At 62.8% G+C, this 16,339-nt stretch carries 18 protein-coding genes; 5 read left to right on the top strand and 13 right to left on the bottom strand.

Features of this window, described 5'->3' with window-relative positions; translation table 11 throughout:
- Positions 1-25: 25 nt before the first annotated feature.
- Together CLAC_RS03695 and rpsT are read left to right on the top strand one after the other, a co-directional pair.
- Positions 26-646: a type II toxin-antitoxin system PemK/MazF family toxin gene (locus CLAC_RS03695; RefSeq protein ID WP_053411749.1), complete on the top strand. Its 621-nt coding sequence runs from the start codon at positions 26-28 to the stop codon at positions 644-646.
- 285 nt (positions 647-931) lie between these two features.
- Positions 932-1,198, top strand: coding sequence for a 30S ribosomal protein S20 (gene rpsT / locus CLAC_RS03690; RefSeq protein ID WP_053411748.1), 267 nt, complete (start codon positions 932-934; stop codon positions 1,196-1,198).
- 117 nt (positions 1,199-1,315) lie between these two features.
- Here rpsT and holA read toward each other — a convergent pair whose 3' ends face one another.
- The 7 genes from holA to nadD form a co-directional block, all read right to left on the bottom strand.
- The gene (holA, locus tag CLAC_RS03685; RefSeq protein WP_245621960.1) at positions 1,316-2,287 is read right to left on the bottom strand and encodes a DNA polymerase III subunit delta; all 972 of its coding nucleotides are present in this window, start codon (positions 2,285-2,287) and stop codon (positions 1,316-1,318) included.
- 59 nt (positions 2,288-2,346) lie between these two features.
- Complete coding sequence (locus tag CLAC_RS03680; protein ID WP_245621959.1) at positions 2,347-4,422, bottom strand: ComEC/Rec2 family competence protein; 2,076 nt, start codon at positions 4,420-4,422, stop codon at positions 2,347-2,349.
- Positions 4,406-5,188 (bottom strand): ComEA family DNA-binding protein, encoded by a 783-nt coding sequence (locus CLAC_RS03675; RefSeq protein ID WP_156324764.1) that lies wholly within the window; start codon positions 5,186-5,188, stop codon positions 4,406-4,408. The genes CLAC_RS03680 and CLAC_RS03675 overlap by 17 nt, the downstream gene beginning before the upstream one ends.
- A 96-nt stretch (positions 5,189-5,284) precedes the next feature.
- The gene (locus CLAC_RS03670; RefSeq protein WP_053411745.1) at positions 5,285-6,460 is read right to left on the bottom strand and encodes a DegV family protein; all 1,176 of its coding nucleotides are present in this window, start codon (positions 6,458-6,460) and stop codon (positions 5,285-5,287) included.
- Positions 6,450-7,163, bottom strand: a complete 714-nt coding sequence (locus CLAC_RS03665; RefSeq protein ID WP_053411744.1) for a histidine phosphatase family protein — start codon at positions 7,161-7,163, stop codon at positions 6,450-6,452. The genes CLAC_RS03670 and CLAC_RS03665 overlap by 11 nt, the downstream gene beginning before the upstream one ends.
- Complete coding sequence (rsfS, locus tag CLAC_RS03660; RefSeq protein WP_053411743.1) at positions 7,164-7,622, bottom strand: ribosome silencing factor; 459 nt, start codon at positions 7,620-7,622, stop codon at positions 7,164-7,166. It abuts the gene before it with no gap.
- 90 nt (positions 7,623-7,712) lie between these two features.
- On the bottom strand, positions 7,713-8,432 hold the full coding sequence (nadD, locus tag CLAC_RS03655) for a nicotinate-nucleotide adenylyltransferase (protein WP_053411742.1): 720 nt from the start codon (positions 8,430-8,432) through the stop codon (positions 7,713-7,715).
- Between the two features lie 43 nt (positions 8,433-8,475).
- On the opposite strand from nadD, the gene CLAC_RS03650 reads away from it, so the two are divergent.
- The 3 genes from CLAC_RS03650 (at position 8,476) to nrdF (ending at position 10,848) form a co-directional block, all read left to right on the top strand.
- Complete coding sequence (locus CLAC_RS03650) at positions 8,476-9,177, top strand: metal-dependent transcriptional regulator (RefSeq protein ID WP_053411741.1); 702 nt, start codon at positions 8,476-8,478, stop codon at positions 9,175-9,177.
- A 124-nt stretch (positions 9,178-9,301) separates the two neighbouring features.
- Positions 9,302-9,727: a class Ib ribonucleoside-diphosphate reductase assembly flavoprotein NrdI gene (gene nrdI / locus CLAC_RS03645; protein ID WP_053411740.1), complete on the top strand. Its 426-nt coding sequence runs from the start codon at positions 9,302-9,304 to the stop codon at positions 9,725-9,727.
- Positions 9,728-9,795: 68 nt separating this feature from the next.
- Positions 9,796-10,848, top strand: a complete 1,053-nt coding sequence (nrdF, locus tag CLAC_RS03640) for a class 1b ribonucleoside-diphosphate reductase subunit beta (RefSeq protein ID WP_082313079.1) — start codon at positions 9,796-9,798, stop codon at positions 10,846-10,848.
- Here nrdF and CLAC_RS03635 read toward each other — a convergent pair.
- The 6 genes from CLAC_RS03635 to rpmA form a co-directional block, all read right to left on the bottom strand.
- Complete coding sequence (locus CLAC_RS03635; RefSeq protein ID WP_053411739.1) at positions 10,845-12,179, bottom strand: glutamate-5-semialdehyde dehydrogenase; 1,335 nt, start codon at positions 12,177-12,179, stop codon at positions 10,845-10,847. The two genes, nrdF and CLAC_RS03635, sit on opposite strands and share 4 nt — an antisense overlap.
- Positions 12,180-12,203: 24 nt before the next feature.
- The gene (locus CLAC_RS12800) at positions 12,204-12,356 is read right to left on the bottom strand and encodes a hypothetical protein (RefSeq protein ID WP_169750321.1); all 153 of its coding nucleotides are present in this window, start codon (positions 12,354-12,356) and stop codon (positions 12,204-12,206) included.
- Positions 12,357-13,088, bottom strand: a complete 732-nt coding sequence (locus CLAC_RS03630; RefSeq protein ID WP_053411738.1) for a class E sortase — start codon at positions 13,086-13,088, stop codon at positions 12,357-12,359. It lies immediately after the preceding gene.
- 8 nt (positions 13,089-13,096) lie between these two features.
- A complete protein-coding gene (proB, locus tag CLAC_RS03625; protein ID WP_425388811.1) occupies positions 13,097-14,275 on the bottom strand; it encodes a glutamate 5-kinase in 1,179 nt (392 codons plus the stop codon).
- A gap of 155 nt (positions 14,276-14,430) precedes the next feature.
- Positions 14,431-15,945, bottom strand: coding sequence for a GTPase ObgE (gene obgE / locus CLAC_RS03620; RefSeq protein ID WP_053411736.1), 1,515 nt, complete (start codon positions 15,943-15,945; stop codon positions 14,431-14,433).
- A gap of 121 nt (positions 15,946-16,066) precedes the next feature.
- Positions 16,067-16,321 (bottom strand): 50S ribosomal protein L27, encoded by a 255-nt coding sequence (rpmA, locus tag CLAC_RS03615; protein WP_053411735.1) that lies wholly within the window; start codon positions 16,319-16,321, stop codon positions 16,067-16,069.
- Positions 16,322-16,339: the final 18 nt, after the last annotated feature.

Here is a 16,339-nt window from a genome sequence, read left to right as displayed (position 1 = left end):
CACTTAGCCACTAGACTTGGTCACCATGAGCCCCACTTCCCACACCGATTCCGACGACGCTTCCCGCGACAGATGGATCCGACGAGTCCGCCGTCGTTTCGGCAGGCGCCTTTTCGCTGGAACCGAGTGGTTCCGTGGCCCGGACTCTCTGGATGGGGCGCTCGAGCAGCTCAACTCACTGCTCGGCTTGGGCACCACAGGCTCGCTTTCCGACGACTCTTCCGAGGCAATGTTGAGCCACCGTGAACCCGCAACGGTTGCCCGGCCAAGTGCCGAGCTGGCGCGCACGATTGTTTATGCCCCGGACATGGACGGCCAGGCCGATCCGGGAGAAGTGGTGTGGATCCCGGTCCAGCTGGAGGGCGAAAATGCACCGCTGAGAGAGCGCGCCGTGGTGGTTATCGGACGCCAGAACCAGAACCTTTTGGGCATGCTCATTTCTTCCAGACAGGAGCACGCTGACCAGCCGGAATGGATTTCCATCGGCAGTGGCTCCTGGAACGTCGACCCGAAGCCGTCGTGGGTCCGCGTCGACCGCATCCTAGAGGTCCCGGAATCCGGGATTCGCCGCGCAGGCGCAGTGATGCCGCGCAAGCGCTTCGATCTCATCGCAGCGCGCTTGCGCGCGGACTACGGCTGGAGCTAGGCCCAGGTGGGACAGTGCCGCCTACACAATAGCCCTGGTTAGGGGTTGTGCGCCTTTTGTGCTAGAGTTTTTCGAGTTGTCCACACGGACTCTTGACTGATGTGCGCGGGCAGGACCTTGGGTTCGCGTTTTTCATCGGTTGCGCCGTTTTAGAGTTTCCCTTTCACGGCTAATCACCCCCGGCGAGATCGGGGCGAGGTTGATGAGGGAATAACGGTGGCCAAATAGGAATTTTGGTGGTGTCGGTGGCAATCCCAACTACTACGGATACAAGAGGTATTCACGATGGCAAACATCAAGTCCCAGATCAAGCGCGTTAAGACCAACGAGAAGGCTCGCCTGCGCAACCAGTCGATCCGCTCCGCAGTCCGTACCGAGATCCGCAAGTTCCGCGCTGCTGTTGAGGCCGGCGACAAGGCTGCTGCTGAGGCTCAGCTGCGCGTTGCTTCCCGCAAGCTGGACAAGGCTGTCACCAAGGGCGTCTTCCACCGCAACACCGCGGCTAACAAGAAGTCCGGTATGGCCAAGGCTTTCAACAAGCTCGAGGGTTAATTCTCACGGCCTGGCCTAGCGCCGGCTTTTGAGGTATTTCCGGCATCTTGCGCCGTGAATGAAGCGCCGTCCTCCCCCACGTTCCGTGGGGGGCGGCGTTTTTGCTTTTATTCCCGCTTACCTGCGGTGCGACTGCTGCGCTAGGCGAGCGATCTCCACTACCGAGCGCTCCAGAGATACCTCCGGAGTCGCAGACGCTCCCTTCGTATCCGCGTCCAGCTGAGCCGCGACCACTACGGCCCTCGCGATCGCAGGCGTCGACCAGGCCGATGCCAGCCGCTGCGTCTTTTCCAGCTTCCACGGCGGCATCCCGTATCGGTGCGCGTCCCGGCGCGCGTTGATACCCCGCGCCCCGTGCAGACGCGCTACGTCTCCGACCATTCCCGTCAGGGCTGCGGCCAGCAGCGGGGCTGCCATTCCCAGCTGCAGGGCGCGTCGCATCTTCGCCAGCGCCTGTCCCCCGTTCCCGCGCAGTGCCAGCTCGGCAATCTCGAAACCCGAGACCTCCGCGGATGCGCCGTAGTAGGTGCGCACCGCCTCCGCCGTTACCTTTCCCGCAGTATCGGCGCACAGCTGCGAGATTGCGGTGGCCAGTTCCCTCAGGTCGCTGCCGACTGCGTCCAGCACGGTGTCGATCACATCGCGGCGCACTTTTACCCCGTGCGACGCGAACTCCTCGCCTACGAAACCGGGTAGGTCGCCCTTCTTCAAAGGTTGCGCCTCGAAGAAGCGAACCCCCATCTTCCGCAGGTCCGCCACCATTTTCTTCTGCCGCCCCTCGCCGCTGTGCAGCAGGATTAGGGTGATGCCCGGCGCGGGGTCTTTCACCGCGCCCATCAGCAGCGCGGCGGGTTCCTTGCCCGCGTCGTTGCAGTCCGTCACGACGATGATGCGGTCATCACCGAATAGCGATGGGCTAAATAGTTCCACTGCGTCCACCGCAGTCATGTCGCCAGCGCGGATTGTCGTCACGGGAACCGAGCGTCCTCCCGGATCGGATTCGGTGGCCGCAGCTGCGCGGACGGCAGCGACAATCGCGAGCCGAGCACGATCTTTCAGCAGCTCTTCCTTGCCCACAATGAGATTCACGGGCGACGCGGCTCCCAAGCGACATCCTCCTGCCATCGGCCGGGGAGGCACCCCCGGTGCTATAGTCCAACGTCGACTCTCGCGTTGGTTCCATTGCCGTAAATTCTACGCTGCCACGTGTCGGAACCATGAGCTCCCCGCCATACGCTGCCATCAGGATACAGCGTCTGAGGCCCATCCCTGACGGGGCACACTAAGGGAGTTCCCTGCGGAGTCAACACCACCTGCCGGACGCGCCTGCCGCACTCAACCGCCACAAACCACAGGGGCTCACTTTCGCTTGCCGACGTCTGCCCCACCGCAGCCTTGTCCACATAGGACGGCGACTCCACCACCTTCGCGCGTGCCTGGGCAGCCGTGACCTGACGGGCCCGTACTTGACTCAGCCCCAGCGCCAGGCGACACCGACGGCTCACGCTGCGGTCAACACTCCCCGGCGCCGGTGGCGCCGGAGCCGGCGATCCCCTGGCATCGACTACGGAAATAATAAAGACCGGGCCGTTATCCTCCCAGCACACCGCTGCGCTCCACCCGGGTGCTGCCCTGGGAATATCGAGGCCGAAGATGCTCGTCACGCCGAAGACTACCGCGGTAGCGGTCGCTGCGGTCGCTGCCACGTTGGTCATCACGGCGGGCCATAGCCAGAGCGTCGTAAAGCAAAGGGCGGTGAGCAGGCAGGACACGGCGATTCCGCGGGTGTCGGTGGCCGGTGCGACGGCAGAGGATAAGGCCGCCGCGACGTGGTAGATCCACCATGCGAAGGGGGCGGCGAGGTAGGCCATCGCGGTCGATAGCCACGACAGGCCGAGCGCTGCGGCGAAGGCCGCTAGAGAACCGGTGATGGTCACGGGAGCAACCGCAGGAGCGGCGAGGAGATTAGCAACCAGGGACACGTTGCTAACCTGGCCGACCAAGAGCCCGAGCACGGGAACGGTCACGCAATGCGCGACGACGGCCACCGCCACCGCCCGGACAATCGGCGCAGGCAGGGAGGCGAACCGGTGGTAGAGAATCAATCGGCGAGCCAGTGGCTCCGCGAGGAGTACGAGGCCAGCGGTCGCCGCAACGGACAGGGCGAAACCCACGGAAACCGCCAGATCGGGGAAGGCGATAACCAGGCCGATTACCCCGGCGGACAGCGCGGCAATCGACTGCCCCGAGCGTCCCATCAGAATTGCGACCAGCCCCACCGTGCCGGTCACTGCCGCCCGCAGCACGGAGGGCTCGGCCCCGACGACCGAGACAAAACTCGCCAGGACTACAGCTGCGGCCGCAACGCGCAGCCGAGGCCCGGCCCAGCTCATTGCCAGCATCACCGCCCCGACGACGAGGGCGACATTGGCCCCGGATACCGCCGACAGGTGTGACAGCCCGGAGTCATTGAGCATCGTCTTGTCCGCAGGGGTGAATCGACTCTCGTCGCCGATGGCCATCGCGGGAAACAGGCGGTCCGGACCGTACCAAAGTTCAGAGGAGCTATCCCGGAGTGTTTCCCGAACCCGCGCGGATATGCCCTGGGCGGGCTGGATTACCGTGGGCTCGCCACGAATTGTCAACTCCAGCCCGGCTACCGACGGTCGCGTCGACTCCTTAACCACCGCGGAAGCCTCGACCACGGTATCGCGGCGCAGATGTAGGAGCGCCTCGTCTCCGAAGACGGCGACTTTGCCGGGAAGCCCCTCCACGGTGGCGGTGGCGCTGGAGCCGAATTGCGTCAGCTCCGGGTCGCTGGCCAGCCGAAACTCAGTCGCGGCCACGCCACCGACTTCGTCGCTCAATGGATGCTGCTGTGCCCTGCGCAGCTTTATCCACGTCGACATTGCCGCCACAGCCACCACCAGCGCTGGAGCCACGAGCGTTGGCAGGGCCCGGTAAAAGAACATTATTGCTCGAATATTCCCGCTCGTCGTCAGCCTCGGCCACAGCGCGGTGATTGCAGCGACGAGCCCCAGCCCCGACACCGTCAACGCGGCGCCGAGGCCCGCCCGCGGAAACATCACCTGCGCTGCTACCGTCGCCCAGACGAGGGCCGCGGTCGGGACGAGCCGCATGTCCAGTGCAGCCCTGCCGAACAATCCCGGAGCGACGCCGCTTCTGGCGCGTTGGAGCTGATTCTCGCTAGACGGTGGCCGCATCTTTGAGCGCCTCGACCTTCGCCGGCCCGATCCCCGGAACTTCCTCAAGCGCATCGACGCTGGGGAAAGGGCCGTTCTTCTCCCTGAAATCCACTATCTTGGTCGCCGTCGCAGGACCGATTCCCGGCAGCTCCTCCAGCTGCGTTGCAGTGGCGGTGTTGATATTGATTGCCCCGCCCGATTGCGTCGCCCCCGATGGCGCAGCGCCCGAAATACCCGCACCTCCTACGCCTCCGGGTGCCACAGGCGCGGGTTCGACACCGACGACGATCTGCTGGCCGTCAGCAAGCGGAGCTGCGAGATTAACACTCGCGGGATTCGCCTCCGGCAGAAGCCCTCCCGCCTTGTCAATCGCCTCCACGACTCGCGCACCGGGCCGCACCTCGACGACCCCTGGCTTCGCGACGAGCCCCACCACCGATACGACCAGAGGTCCGGGCGGATTCTGGTTCTGGCCGCCGCCTACCGCTCCCGTCGAGCCACCTGACCCCGTTTCTCCTGACGACGCCCCGGCCCCGCCTTGCAACGTCGGCGCAACCTGCGGGGCCGAATCGGATGCAGCCGGAGGCGGCATCTGCACCGCGTCTGACGACGGCCACCACAGCGCCGCGATGCTGCCCATCGCAACCATGACTGCCACGATTACCAGCGCGAACGCGGCACGCGGCGTCAACGCCAGGCGACGGGTCGAAAAATCAATCGCCAGCTGTTCATCGCCATCGATTGGCTCCAGGCAGTCGGACAGTCTCTTGCGCAGTGTGCTCACGGGCCGTGACTGTAGCCGACTCCAGGCCCCAGCCCCGGCCGCATCAGCCGGAAAACATCCCGCCTGTGGATGGATACGGCGGTTGTGGACAACAGCCTACGAAGCAGCGTCCTGATCCGGCTCCTGCCCGAAGGCCGCCCCCTCGGGATCCGACTTATCCCGGCGGCGAAGGTCAGCAATGGCCCTCGCCAACCGGTCGGCCTTCTCCATCGCCAGGCGACGGTTTTCACTCCACGTCGGCAGCTTCGATGCGACCGTCGTAAACAGCGGCATCCCCTGCTCGTCAGTCACAACTGTGCGTTGCCCCGCCTCGCGGGCGGTAGCGCTGCCGTCTATATCCTCCGAGGAAGCCACCGCCGCACCGGCAGCGGTCGAGTCCGAGGCACCGTCGGCAAGCGAATGGAGGACGCTGGCCCCCAGCTCAGTGTGGAAATCGATTGCGGAGGTATCCGGCGAGCCCCCGGAGATAATCCCCACGGCGTAAGCTCCCGGGCCGGTGTGAGCGACGATCGAATCGGGCAGGCGCAAGATCTTGAAGCGGGTGCCCTCCGGAAGCGCCTCGGCCAGCATTGCCTGCAGCTCCTCCGCCTCCTCCGCGGCATCAGCGTGGTGCAGCAACACGTGAGTCGGACGGTCGACGTTGGTACTGTGCTCGACCGTCTGAGAGGCGAACTCGACCAACCGCTGCCTTACCTTCGCCTCGGTGCGACACTTCGCGACCAGCGCGAGTGATCCCTCCTTAATCCCGACAATTGGTTTAATCGCCAGTGCAGTGGAGATAACAGCCTGCCCGGTTGGTATGCGCCCGCCCTTGCGCAGCGGCTCCAGCTTTGGCACATAAAACCACAGCCGGTAGCGCTCGAGGACATCGCGTGCGACGTCGGCGACCTCTTCCCTGCTGGCACCGGCACGGGCAGCCTTGGCGGCAGCAATAGCCGCGGCACCCAGACCCGCGCCGATAGTTTCCGAGTCGATGACGGTCACGCCTTCGAGCACTCCCGCCGCGGTGACAGCATTCGCCCACGTAGCGGAAAGCCCCTTACTCATGTGAATTGCGACCACGCCGGCATCCCCGGCATCAGAGCTGGACCGCTCCAACGCACGGGCGTAGGCCGCGCATAGGGAAAGCGGACTAATCGCTGAGGTCGTTTCCTCGTCCTCCGCGACATTGTGGCCGACGGGGACGACCGTAATGTCCAGGCGCTTAGCCACTCTGGGTACGAGACAGGCGGTGTCGTCGACTACAATGCGGACAATTCCGTCACCCGGCATAGCCGCTCCCCTCCGCTCGGGCGGCGCCGAGGGTGGCCTCGAGCACACGGGCCTTAGCGTTGAACGCGTTGAGGTACCACTTGGTTTCGCCTGTGACGCGCGTGCGCTGCTCCATGTCCACCCAGGCTGTGTTGCCGAGACCGTTAAAAGTGCTGAAGTGGTCGCGGGGCATTCCCAGAAGCGCCGCGGCGGCCGCAGCAATCGCGCCACCGTGGGAGACGATAACGAAAGTGTCCGTCTCCCAGGCAGGATCCTGCGCGAGATCCGAAACTACCGCGAGCATCCGGTTGGACACCTCGAAGCGGGTCTCACCGCCCTCGGGAGCCCAGTGCATGTCGTGGCGCCAGCGGTCACGCATGCCGGGAAACTCCGAATCAATCTCCTCGTAGGTGCGTTCCTGCCACACTCCGAGGTTGGTCTCCCTCAGCCGGCTGTCCAACGTCAGCTCGACGCCTGTGGCCTCCGCCAGTGCACGGGCGGTCTCCGCAGCGCGCGACAGGTCGGAGGAGACGATGCGAGTGATGCTCTTCTCCGTCGTCGCTAGGTATTTCGCCGCCACCTCAGCCTGCGCCAGGCCGGCAGAGGACAACTGAGTATCCAGCTGCCCCTGCATCCTGCCCGTGGCGTTGTACGAGGTCTGCCCGTGCCTGAGCATAATCAGGCGCCGGCGCGTGCCCATGTGCGCTTCGCGAGCCGGAGCCACTTAGAACTCGTCCGAGTCCGGGTTCTGCGCCGCCAGAGGAATCTCGTCGATGGAACGGGCGTTACGAGCCGCGTCCTTTCCTTCCTCCACAGCCGCCTGCTCGAGGCCCTCGACCTCAATCCGCGGGCAGTCACGCCACAGACGGTCCAGGCCGTAGAAGTCGCGCTCCTCGTCGCGGAAGACGTGGACGACAATCTCTCCATAATCCAGGAGAGCCCAGCGCCCCTCGCGCACGCCCTCGCGGCGCACGGGCTTCGCCCCGGCCTCGCGCAGGTCGTCCTCAATCTCGTCGACGATTGCGTTGACAAGGCGCTCGTTATCTGCACTGACCAGTACGAACGCATCAGTGATAACAACCGGGCCAGACACGTCGAGGACCACCACGTCTTCGCCCTTCATTCGGTCGGCGGCCTTTGCGGCGATGGTGGCGAGTTCCACAGCGCGTGCTTGTGCAGTCACGAAGACTTCAGCTCCTTAAAAATTTCCCTGTCGGAGAGTCAATCAGATCTAAAAGTTGTACTTGTAATGTACCGCCCGGGCGAAGTTTTGCTAACTTTCGCTTGCCGACGCCGCGTGCGCCGTATTCCTTCCGCTGGTCTCGCAGGCCGATGTCGCCGGGCTGACGCTTCCAACCGTTCCCGTAGATGACTGGTACAAGCCACGTTTAGCAATGTACTGAACCACGCCATCGGGCACGAGATACCACACGGGCCGTCCCTGCGCCGCGCGTGCCCGGCAGTCCGTCGACGAGATTGCCATCGCCGGGATTTCAATCAGGTGCAGCCGACTAGTATCGAGCCCCTCCAGGTCCTCTTTGCGCAACTGAATGCCCGGCCGGGTGACGCCGACGAAGGTCGCGGCGTCGAACATCTCCTCCCAGTCCCGCCAGGTCATGATCTTCTGCAACGCATCCGCGCCGGTGATGAAGAATAGCTCCGCGTCCGGGTAGATGACCTTCAGGTCGCGCAGAGTATCCACGGTATAGGTGTCGCCGGGGCGGTCGATATCAACCCTGGACACCGAAAACTGCGGGTTCGACGCGGTGGCGATGACGGTCATGAGATAGCGGTCCTCGCTATCGGAGACCTTTCGGCCTCGCTTCTGCCACGGCTCACCCGTCGGCACAAACAGCACAAAATCCAGGTCGAAATGATCCGCGACCTCGCTGGCCGCGACCAGGTGGCCGTTGTGAATCGGATCGAAGGTGCCACCCATCACTCCGATGCGCTGCTTGCGCGCAGCTGACTTCGAATTCGTGCCGTCGGACATGTATGGCACTCTACCCCGTCGGAAACTCATAGAATTACTTTCTATGCACATCGAGGCACTATCGGCGAGCGCCCAGAACTACCTCAAATCGATCTTCACCCTTCAGGAGTGGACTGTCGATCCGGTCACGCCGTCCAACCTGGCCGATAGCCTCGAGCTTCGTCGCTCAACCGTCTCGGACCACGTGAGCCGGCTGAGCAAGCAGGGCCTCGTCGAACACGAACCCTACCGGGGCATCGAATTGACTGCGCTCGGCCGCGAGCTGGCGCTTCAGATGGTTCGCCGGCACAGGCTGATTGAAACTTTCCTCTTTAAAAAACTCGGCTACACAATCGACGAGGTGCACGAGGACGCTGAGCGCCTCGAGCACGAAGCCAGCGACCGTTTCCTCAGCCGCATCGATGCCGAGCTTGGCCATCCACAGTTTGACCCCCACGGGGATCCCATCCCGGCCAGCGACGGGTCTCTGCCCGAAACCCACTCATTCCCGCTGCTGTCTTCTGCAGTGGGCGACCGCATAATCATCGCGCGTATTCACGACGGAAATCCCGACCTCCTGCGCACACTCACCGGCGCGGGCATTAAGCCGGGAATTAGCTTCACGGTATCGCAGCGCTCCGAGCCGCTTGCGACCATCTCGCTGCGCAGCGCTTCCGGAGAAAACCCGGCCCTGTCTTTCGATAGCGCCGCGGCCCTCCGCGTCCGCTCGGCCACCGACACTGGCGCCGACACCGGCGTCAAATAGTGCCAAAGCATCTCAAAATGTGCCTCACTCTGGGGCGTTGCTAGCACCACCTCCACACCCCTATAGTACGCAGCTACGAACTTTAATGTTTTCAACTACGTACTGATAGGTTTTTGCGCTCCTCATGTGCACCATCGTCTACTTCTCCTCGGTCTCGGAAAACACGGCCCGCTTCGTCGATAAGCTCGGCTTCCCCAGCCACAGAATCCCGCTGCGGGCGAAGGACCCCGCGCTTTTCGTCGATAAACCCTACGTTCTGATCACCCCGACATACGGAGGCGGTGCTCTCAAATCCGCCGTGCCGAAGCAGGTCATCAAATTCCTCAATGACGAGCGCAACCGCTCGCACCTACTCGGGGTCATTACCTCTGGGAACACAAATTTCGGCAACGCATTCTGCTGCGCTGGCCCAATCATCTCTGGAAAGTGCAACGTTCCAGAGCTCTACCGGTTCGAGCTGCTCGGAACAAGCGCAGATATCGCAGCGATCCGCAAGGGCCTCACCGAACACTGGCCACGCCTACTCGCACGAAAGGCCGAACTGGCCTAGCTCAATCGTCCGGAATCCGAATACTTCTTTTCTTTTTCACGCTATAACCAGGAGGTCTGTCTACCCCCATGTCCGCCACTTCACCGAACGGCACCAGCACCTACCACGACCGCAGCATCACCCCTCCCCAATGGCGACCGCTTTCCGACGCCGCCAACTCCCCCGATACCAACCCACCCATGCGGCCAATCAACTGGAACGCCATCACAGACGCCAAGGACCTGGAGGTCTGGCTTCGCCTGACCTCTAACTTCTGGTTGCCGGAGAAGGTACCGCTGTCGAACGATCTGCCCGTCTGGCGCACACTGCCCGAGGCCGAAAAGGACCTCACCATCCGCGTTTTCACCGGGCTGACTCTGCTGGACACTGTCCAGGCCAGCGTCGGCGAAATCAGCCAGATTCCCGACGCTCGCACCGAACACGAGCAAGCCGTATACGCCAACATCGCGTTCATGCAGGCCGTGCACGCGCGCAGCTACTCTTCGGTGTTTTCGACGATGTGCTCCACGCCCGAGATCACCGCCGCCTACGAGTGGGCCGTCGCCAACCCCAAGCTTCAGGCGCGTGCCGACGCAGTCATGGGCCACTACGCCGGCACGGATCCGCTAAAGCGCAAGGTCGCCTCGACGCTGCTGTCGTCTCTGCTGCTCTACGCCGGGTTCTACCTGCCGCTGCATTTCTCCGCCCGCGGCGTAATGATGAACACCGCCGACATGATTCGGCTCATCCTCCGCGACAAGGCAGTCCACGGCTACTACTCCGGCTACAAATTCCAGCGCGGCCTCGACGCCCATCCCGAAAGAGTCGCAGAGATGGAGGACTTCACATTCACCTTCATCGACGAGCTGCTACGCCTAGAGTTCGACTACACAGATGAGCTCTACGACGGTTTCAACCTCATCCGGGGCGTACGCTCATTCGTCTACTACAACGCCAACAAGGCGCTGATGAACCTCGGATACCCCGCCATCTACGAAGAACAGGCCGCCGATGTCGAACCGGACATCATTGCGGCCCTGACTCCGGACTCCTCGGAGACTCACGACTTCTTCTCCGGCTCCGGATCCGCCTATGTCATCGGCCGAGCCGAAGCCACCGAAAACTCCGACTGGGAATTCTAGGGTCGCACCTGGCCACGGCCAGCCAGAATCCATTTGCTGCTGGTCAACTCCGGCAGCCCCATGGGGCCACGCGCGTGCAGTTTCTGGGTGGAAATACCAATCTCCGCGCCGAACCCGTACTGCTCGCCGTCGGTGAACGCGGTCGAGGCGTTGACGTTCACGGCCGCGGCATCCACGCGGTCGACGAATTCCTGACACACGCCCCAGTCCCGTGCGGCTACCGCCTCGGTGTGACCTGAGGAATAGCGAGCAATGTGCTCGGTCGCACCCACGACACCGTCAACAATCTTGGCTGCGATGTCCATCGACAGGTACTCATCCGACCAGTCCTGCTCGTTCGCGGCAATTACTTCGCCGCCCCAGCCCGACACTGCCAGGTTCTCGGCATCGCCGTGGACGGCAACACCGGCGTCGGCAAGCGAATCCAAAATACGGGCCTGGTCTGCAGAATCAAGGGCGGCGTCGATGAGCACAGTCTCTGTGGCGTTGCACACGCTCGGGCGACGAGTCTTTCCGTTGAGCATCAGCGCAATTGCCTCGTCGAGGTCGGCGGAAGCATCGATGTAGATGTGGCAATTGCCGGTGCCGGTCTCGATGGCGGGCACGGTCGCGCGGGTGACCACGGCCTCAATCAAACCGGCGCCACCCCGAGGAATAACAACATCCACCAAGCCACGCGCAGTAATCAGGTCTTGAACCGAATCGTGCGAATCACACGGCAGTAACTGCACCAGATCCTCCGGGGCGCCGTAGTCAGCGAGCACCCCACGCAACACATTCACCAGCGCAGTATTGGAGTTCACCGCCGACTTCGAACCGCGCAGCAGCGCAACGTTGCCCGACTTCAGAGCAAGACCAAATGCGTCGACCGTGACGTTGGGTCGCGCCTCGTACACCATGCCCATTACCCCCAGCGGCACACGGACCTGCGACAGCTTAATTCCGTTGGGAAGAGTGCGCCCCCGCAGAACCTCTCCGACTGGGTCCGGCAGCGCCGCCACCTGGCACAGGCCGCCAGCAATCCCCTCAATCCGTTCCGCGTCCAGACGGAGCCTATCCAGCAGCGACTCGGACAGGCCACGCTCTTGGCCCGCCTCTATGTCCTGCGCATTCGCTGCCAGAACCTCCTCTGTGCGCTCGACCAAGGCCCCCGCCGCGGCAAGCAACAGCTCATTTTTGCGTGCCGATGTGAACCGCGCCAGCTCACCAGCGACAGCCTTCGCCCTAGTGGCCTTGTCTAAAACCTCCGCGCGCTCTGCGGCGCGCTCGGGAGTCAGCACAGAATCTGAGGCATTCGGGAGTACGGACTGCGAATCATTAGTTAAAGCCATGCGCTAAGCATAGCGGGCAAGCCACTAGACCGATACGTCATTCGATGGCATTTGCGCAGCCACCCACGGGAAAATGAAGGTCATGAGGCAGTAAACAATCACGGCTAGGACAATGATTGTGATAATCAGGCGAACCCACCACGGGCCCGGTAACGCGCGCCAAAATGCTGCATACATTTATGCGGCCTCCTTCATCTCTGTCTGAGCCAGCACTGCGTGAATAATCAGTCGGTGAGTGTTATCCCACTGCGGGTGACAGGTTGTCCACGTCAGCATCTGCGCATTCCCGATCGGAAGAATGACATCGCTGCGGTCCGGGGTAACAATGTGCTGGCCTTGGACCTGCGGCACCTCAATGCCGTCGGGAACACAGTCGAACGCCTCGCCTGCGCCCGCCAGACCATCGTCAGGCAGGACCTTGTAGTGATAAATCGCCTCACGAGTCTCTACAGTGATGTCATCACACGTGTGCAGGCGATCGATGTTGTCGAACGGCGCACCGTGGCCATCACGGTGCGCAGCGAAAGCGGTATTGCCAACCTCACCCGGCAACGCAGTACCTGGGTAATGGCCCGGCCCACCGGCCAGCACGCCCTGGTCCACGCCCTCGAATGCGACCAACTCGTTGACGCCGGCCTTCGGAGCAGACAGAAGAGCAACGGCGCTGCCCTGGGTCCAATCCGTCGAAGCCGCGGGAGCGCCCGGCGCATCCACTGCGGCAGGGTCAGCCGGTTGCGCTGAAGCGGAAATCGGTGCGGCCCAAGCGTTACGCAGGTTGTCCTTCGCCTCGCTCTGAATCTTCCCGGTCTCCAAACCGGTCCAATAAAGCAGATAGAACGCAAAGAGCGCCGCAAGAACGCCGGCGGTCAGAAGCAGCTCTCCCACGAATCCAACAATTTTGGCAAGCATGTTAGCAATTATGCCCTAGATGCGAAGTCAGATAGGTAATCGGCATGCACCACGGGTTTCTGCATGTCACGCGGGAGCTGTTCTGTGTGATAGCCAATCATGCCGAGCAGCTCCTCGGAGTCGTAGGCAACCTCACCGCGCCCCACGACTTCACCGTTAGGGCCAATCAGATCCACGATGTCCCCCGAAGAGAACTCACCGTCAACCGCAGTAATCCCCACCGGCAGCAGGGACTTGCGCCCCTCGGTCACCGCTTTCACAGCACCGGCGTCCAGCCGGAGAAGCCCGGAGCTATCCGCCGCGTAGAGCATCCAGAACTTCCACGCACTCAGGCGGTTTTCCTTTGCTGCAAATGCCGTGCCGACATCAGCGGTGTCCAGGGCGCGGCCGATGTTAGCGGTGGAGGTAAGCAAAACGGGAACGCCGCCACGCGAGGCCAGGCGAGCCGCCGACACCTTAGACGCCATGCCGCCTGTTCCGAGCGCGCCGCCACCGCCGGCCACGACGCCCTTCAGGTCGTTTCCACTGCGCACTTCGGGAACAAACTTCGCTCCCGGATCCGCGGGATTGCGATCATAGAGCCCGTCTACGTCGCTAAGCAGGATAAGTGCATCGCAGTACGCCAAGTGGCTGACCAGAGCCGCGAGACGGTCGTTGTCGCCGAAGCGAAACTCCGAGGTCGCAACTGTGTCATTTTCGTTGACAATCGGAACCGCGCCCAGCTGACGCAGCCGGTCAATCGTGCGCTGAGCGTTGCGAGCGCGGTCGCGGACACCCGCATCGGCGGCGGTCAGCAGCACCTGAGCGCTCGTCCGGCCGAAACGCTCGAAGGAACGCCCCCACTCCTGGGCCAGGCGCACTTGTCCCACAGCCGCTGCAGCCTGCTTAGTAGCCAGGTCCGTCGGCCGAGTGCTCAGCCCAAGTGGGCCCATACCAGAGGCAACAGCGCCGGATGACACAACGATGACATCGCTGATGCCCATGCGTCTTTCAAGGGCGTCCGCAATGAAGTCAATTCGCTCAGGGTCGGTTCGACCGTCAGGGCCGGTCAGCGAGGAGGAGCCAATCTTGACAATCACTCGCTTGGCTCGGCGAATGGCGCGACGCGTCGCGGAGTCGAAGCCACCTTTCGAGCCGGGAGAGAGATTTTCCGTCGCCTTCTCCACCTTGTCGGTGGAGACATTCATGGCGTCTGCAAGCTCCTGGCGCTCCTGTTCCGGTGCCTTGCGAGCATCGGTGGTGTCGACACTGCTACCTGTCATCAATGGGCTTTCCGTAGGGATGACTTCCTCACTCACTTCCAAATGGATAGTTATAACTTCAAAGAGACCATCTACCGTGTCTACTGGTAACGCTCGCGATCGGCAACCTGGCCATCGCCAAAATCAAACTCGTCGATAAGACCGCGGCGAGCCTGAGAAGCGCGCTTGCGCTCCTCCGCGCTGGTGCGGTTGTTGACGTAGAGACGCTCGTCAGTACCGCGCCCGGTGGGCACAAAGTCTTCCGCACCAGCGACCATCTGCGGATACCACTCGAAGGTCAGGTAGGAAATCGTGACCGGGCAACCGACCTTCGCGCCCGCCTTGGCCAGCGCATCTTCGACGCCCAGGCGCGCCAAACGATCGCCGAGGTATCCGACGGCCTCGTCGTTTTCAAAGTCGGTCTGGTTAATCCAGCGCTCGGGCTTGCGGCCCTTGACGATAAAGCCGCCCTCGTTGTTCGGGTCCTTCTCAATAGTGAACTCGGTACCCTCGTTGCGCTTGCCGCGCACGCTCTGCGGGCGGATGACGGCCTTAGGCGCCGCCTCCTCCTTGAGCGGATGGGCCTTGCGGTAGGCCGCAATCGCATCCTTTAGCCCGTAGGTCAGCTCTTTCAGACCCGCATGAGTAACAGTGGAAATCTCGAAAATCGGCCAGCCGAACTCTTCCAGCTCTTCCCTCTGCAAATCGATCATGTCGCGCGCATCGGGAAGATCCGTCTTGTTCAGCACAATGATGCGCGGGCGTTCCCGCAAATCGCCCAGCCCGACATCGGCCTGGAGCACGGTCTGGTAATTCGCCAGCTCCTGCTCCAACGCCTTGATATCTGACACGGGATCGCGGTCTCCCTCCAGCGCCGCGGCGTCGACGACGTGCGCAAGCACGGCACAGCGCTCGATGTGGCGCAAGAAGTCCAGCCCGAGGCCTCGCCCCTCAGAAGCACCCGGGATTAGCCCCGGAACATCGGCGATAGTAAAGGACTCGTACCCGACATTGACCACACCGAGGTTCGGCTGGAGAGTGGTAAACGGATAGTCACCGATCTTCGGCTTCGCCGCGCTCATTGCGCTAACGAGTGAGGACTTACCGGCTGACGGGAAGCCCACCAGGCCCACGTCAGCCATCGACTTCAGCTCGAGGACGACGTCCTTGGCCTCGCCCGGTTCGCCCAACAGCGCAAAGCCAGGCGCGCGGCGGTTCTTGTTCGCCAAAGCAGCGTTGCCCAGGCCTCCGTAGCCGCCCTCCGCCACGATAAAACGAGCGCCCTTGCCCGTCATATCAGCGAGGACCTCCCCGTCCTCGGTCAGGACGACAGTCCCCTCGGGTACGCCAAGAACCAGGTCCTCGCCGCGCGCGCCATTGCGGTGATCGCCAGCGCCGGGTTTACCGTTCGAGGCCTTGATATGCGGATGGAAGTGGAAGTCCATCAGCGTATGGACCTGCGGGTCCACAGTGAGCACGATGTCGCCACCATGGCCGCCGTTACCACCATCGGGGCCACCCAGCGGCTTGAACTTCTCACGCAGCACAGAGTTACAGCCGTGGCCGCCGTCGCCAGCCTGCAAGTGCAGCACTACACGATCTACAAAACGAGACATGATTTAAAGATACTTCCCCACATAGACACATAGAGCCGACTCCTTTCACTCAGTGGCAAAGGAATCGGCTCTATGAGAGCGGACAATGTGCCCGCTCACCTGAGATGCTAAGAATCAGACCTTAGGCGTTCTCAACGATGGAAACAGTGCGACGGTTGCGGCGAGTGCCGAACTCAACAGCGCCTGCCTTCAGAGCGAAGAGAGTGTCGTCGCCGCCGCGTCCAACATTCTCACCCGGGTGGAACGAGGTACCGCGCTGGCGGACGAGAATCTCGCCTGCCTTAACCTGCTGGCCGCCGAAGCGCTTCACGCCGAGGCGCTTAGCCTCGGAGTCGCGGCCGTTGCTGGTGCTGGATGCACCCTTCTTGTGAGCCATGATTTTCTCCTAGGGAAA

This window comes from Corynebacterium lactis RW2-5 (assembly GCF_001274895.1).
GTDB lineage: Bacteria > Actinomycetota > Actinomycetes > Mycobacteriales > Mycobacteriaceae > Corynebacterium > Corynebacterium lactis.
The sequence above is the reverse complement of the archived record's forward strand: the minus strand, read 5'-3'. Positions and strand labels throughout refer to the sequence as shown.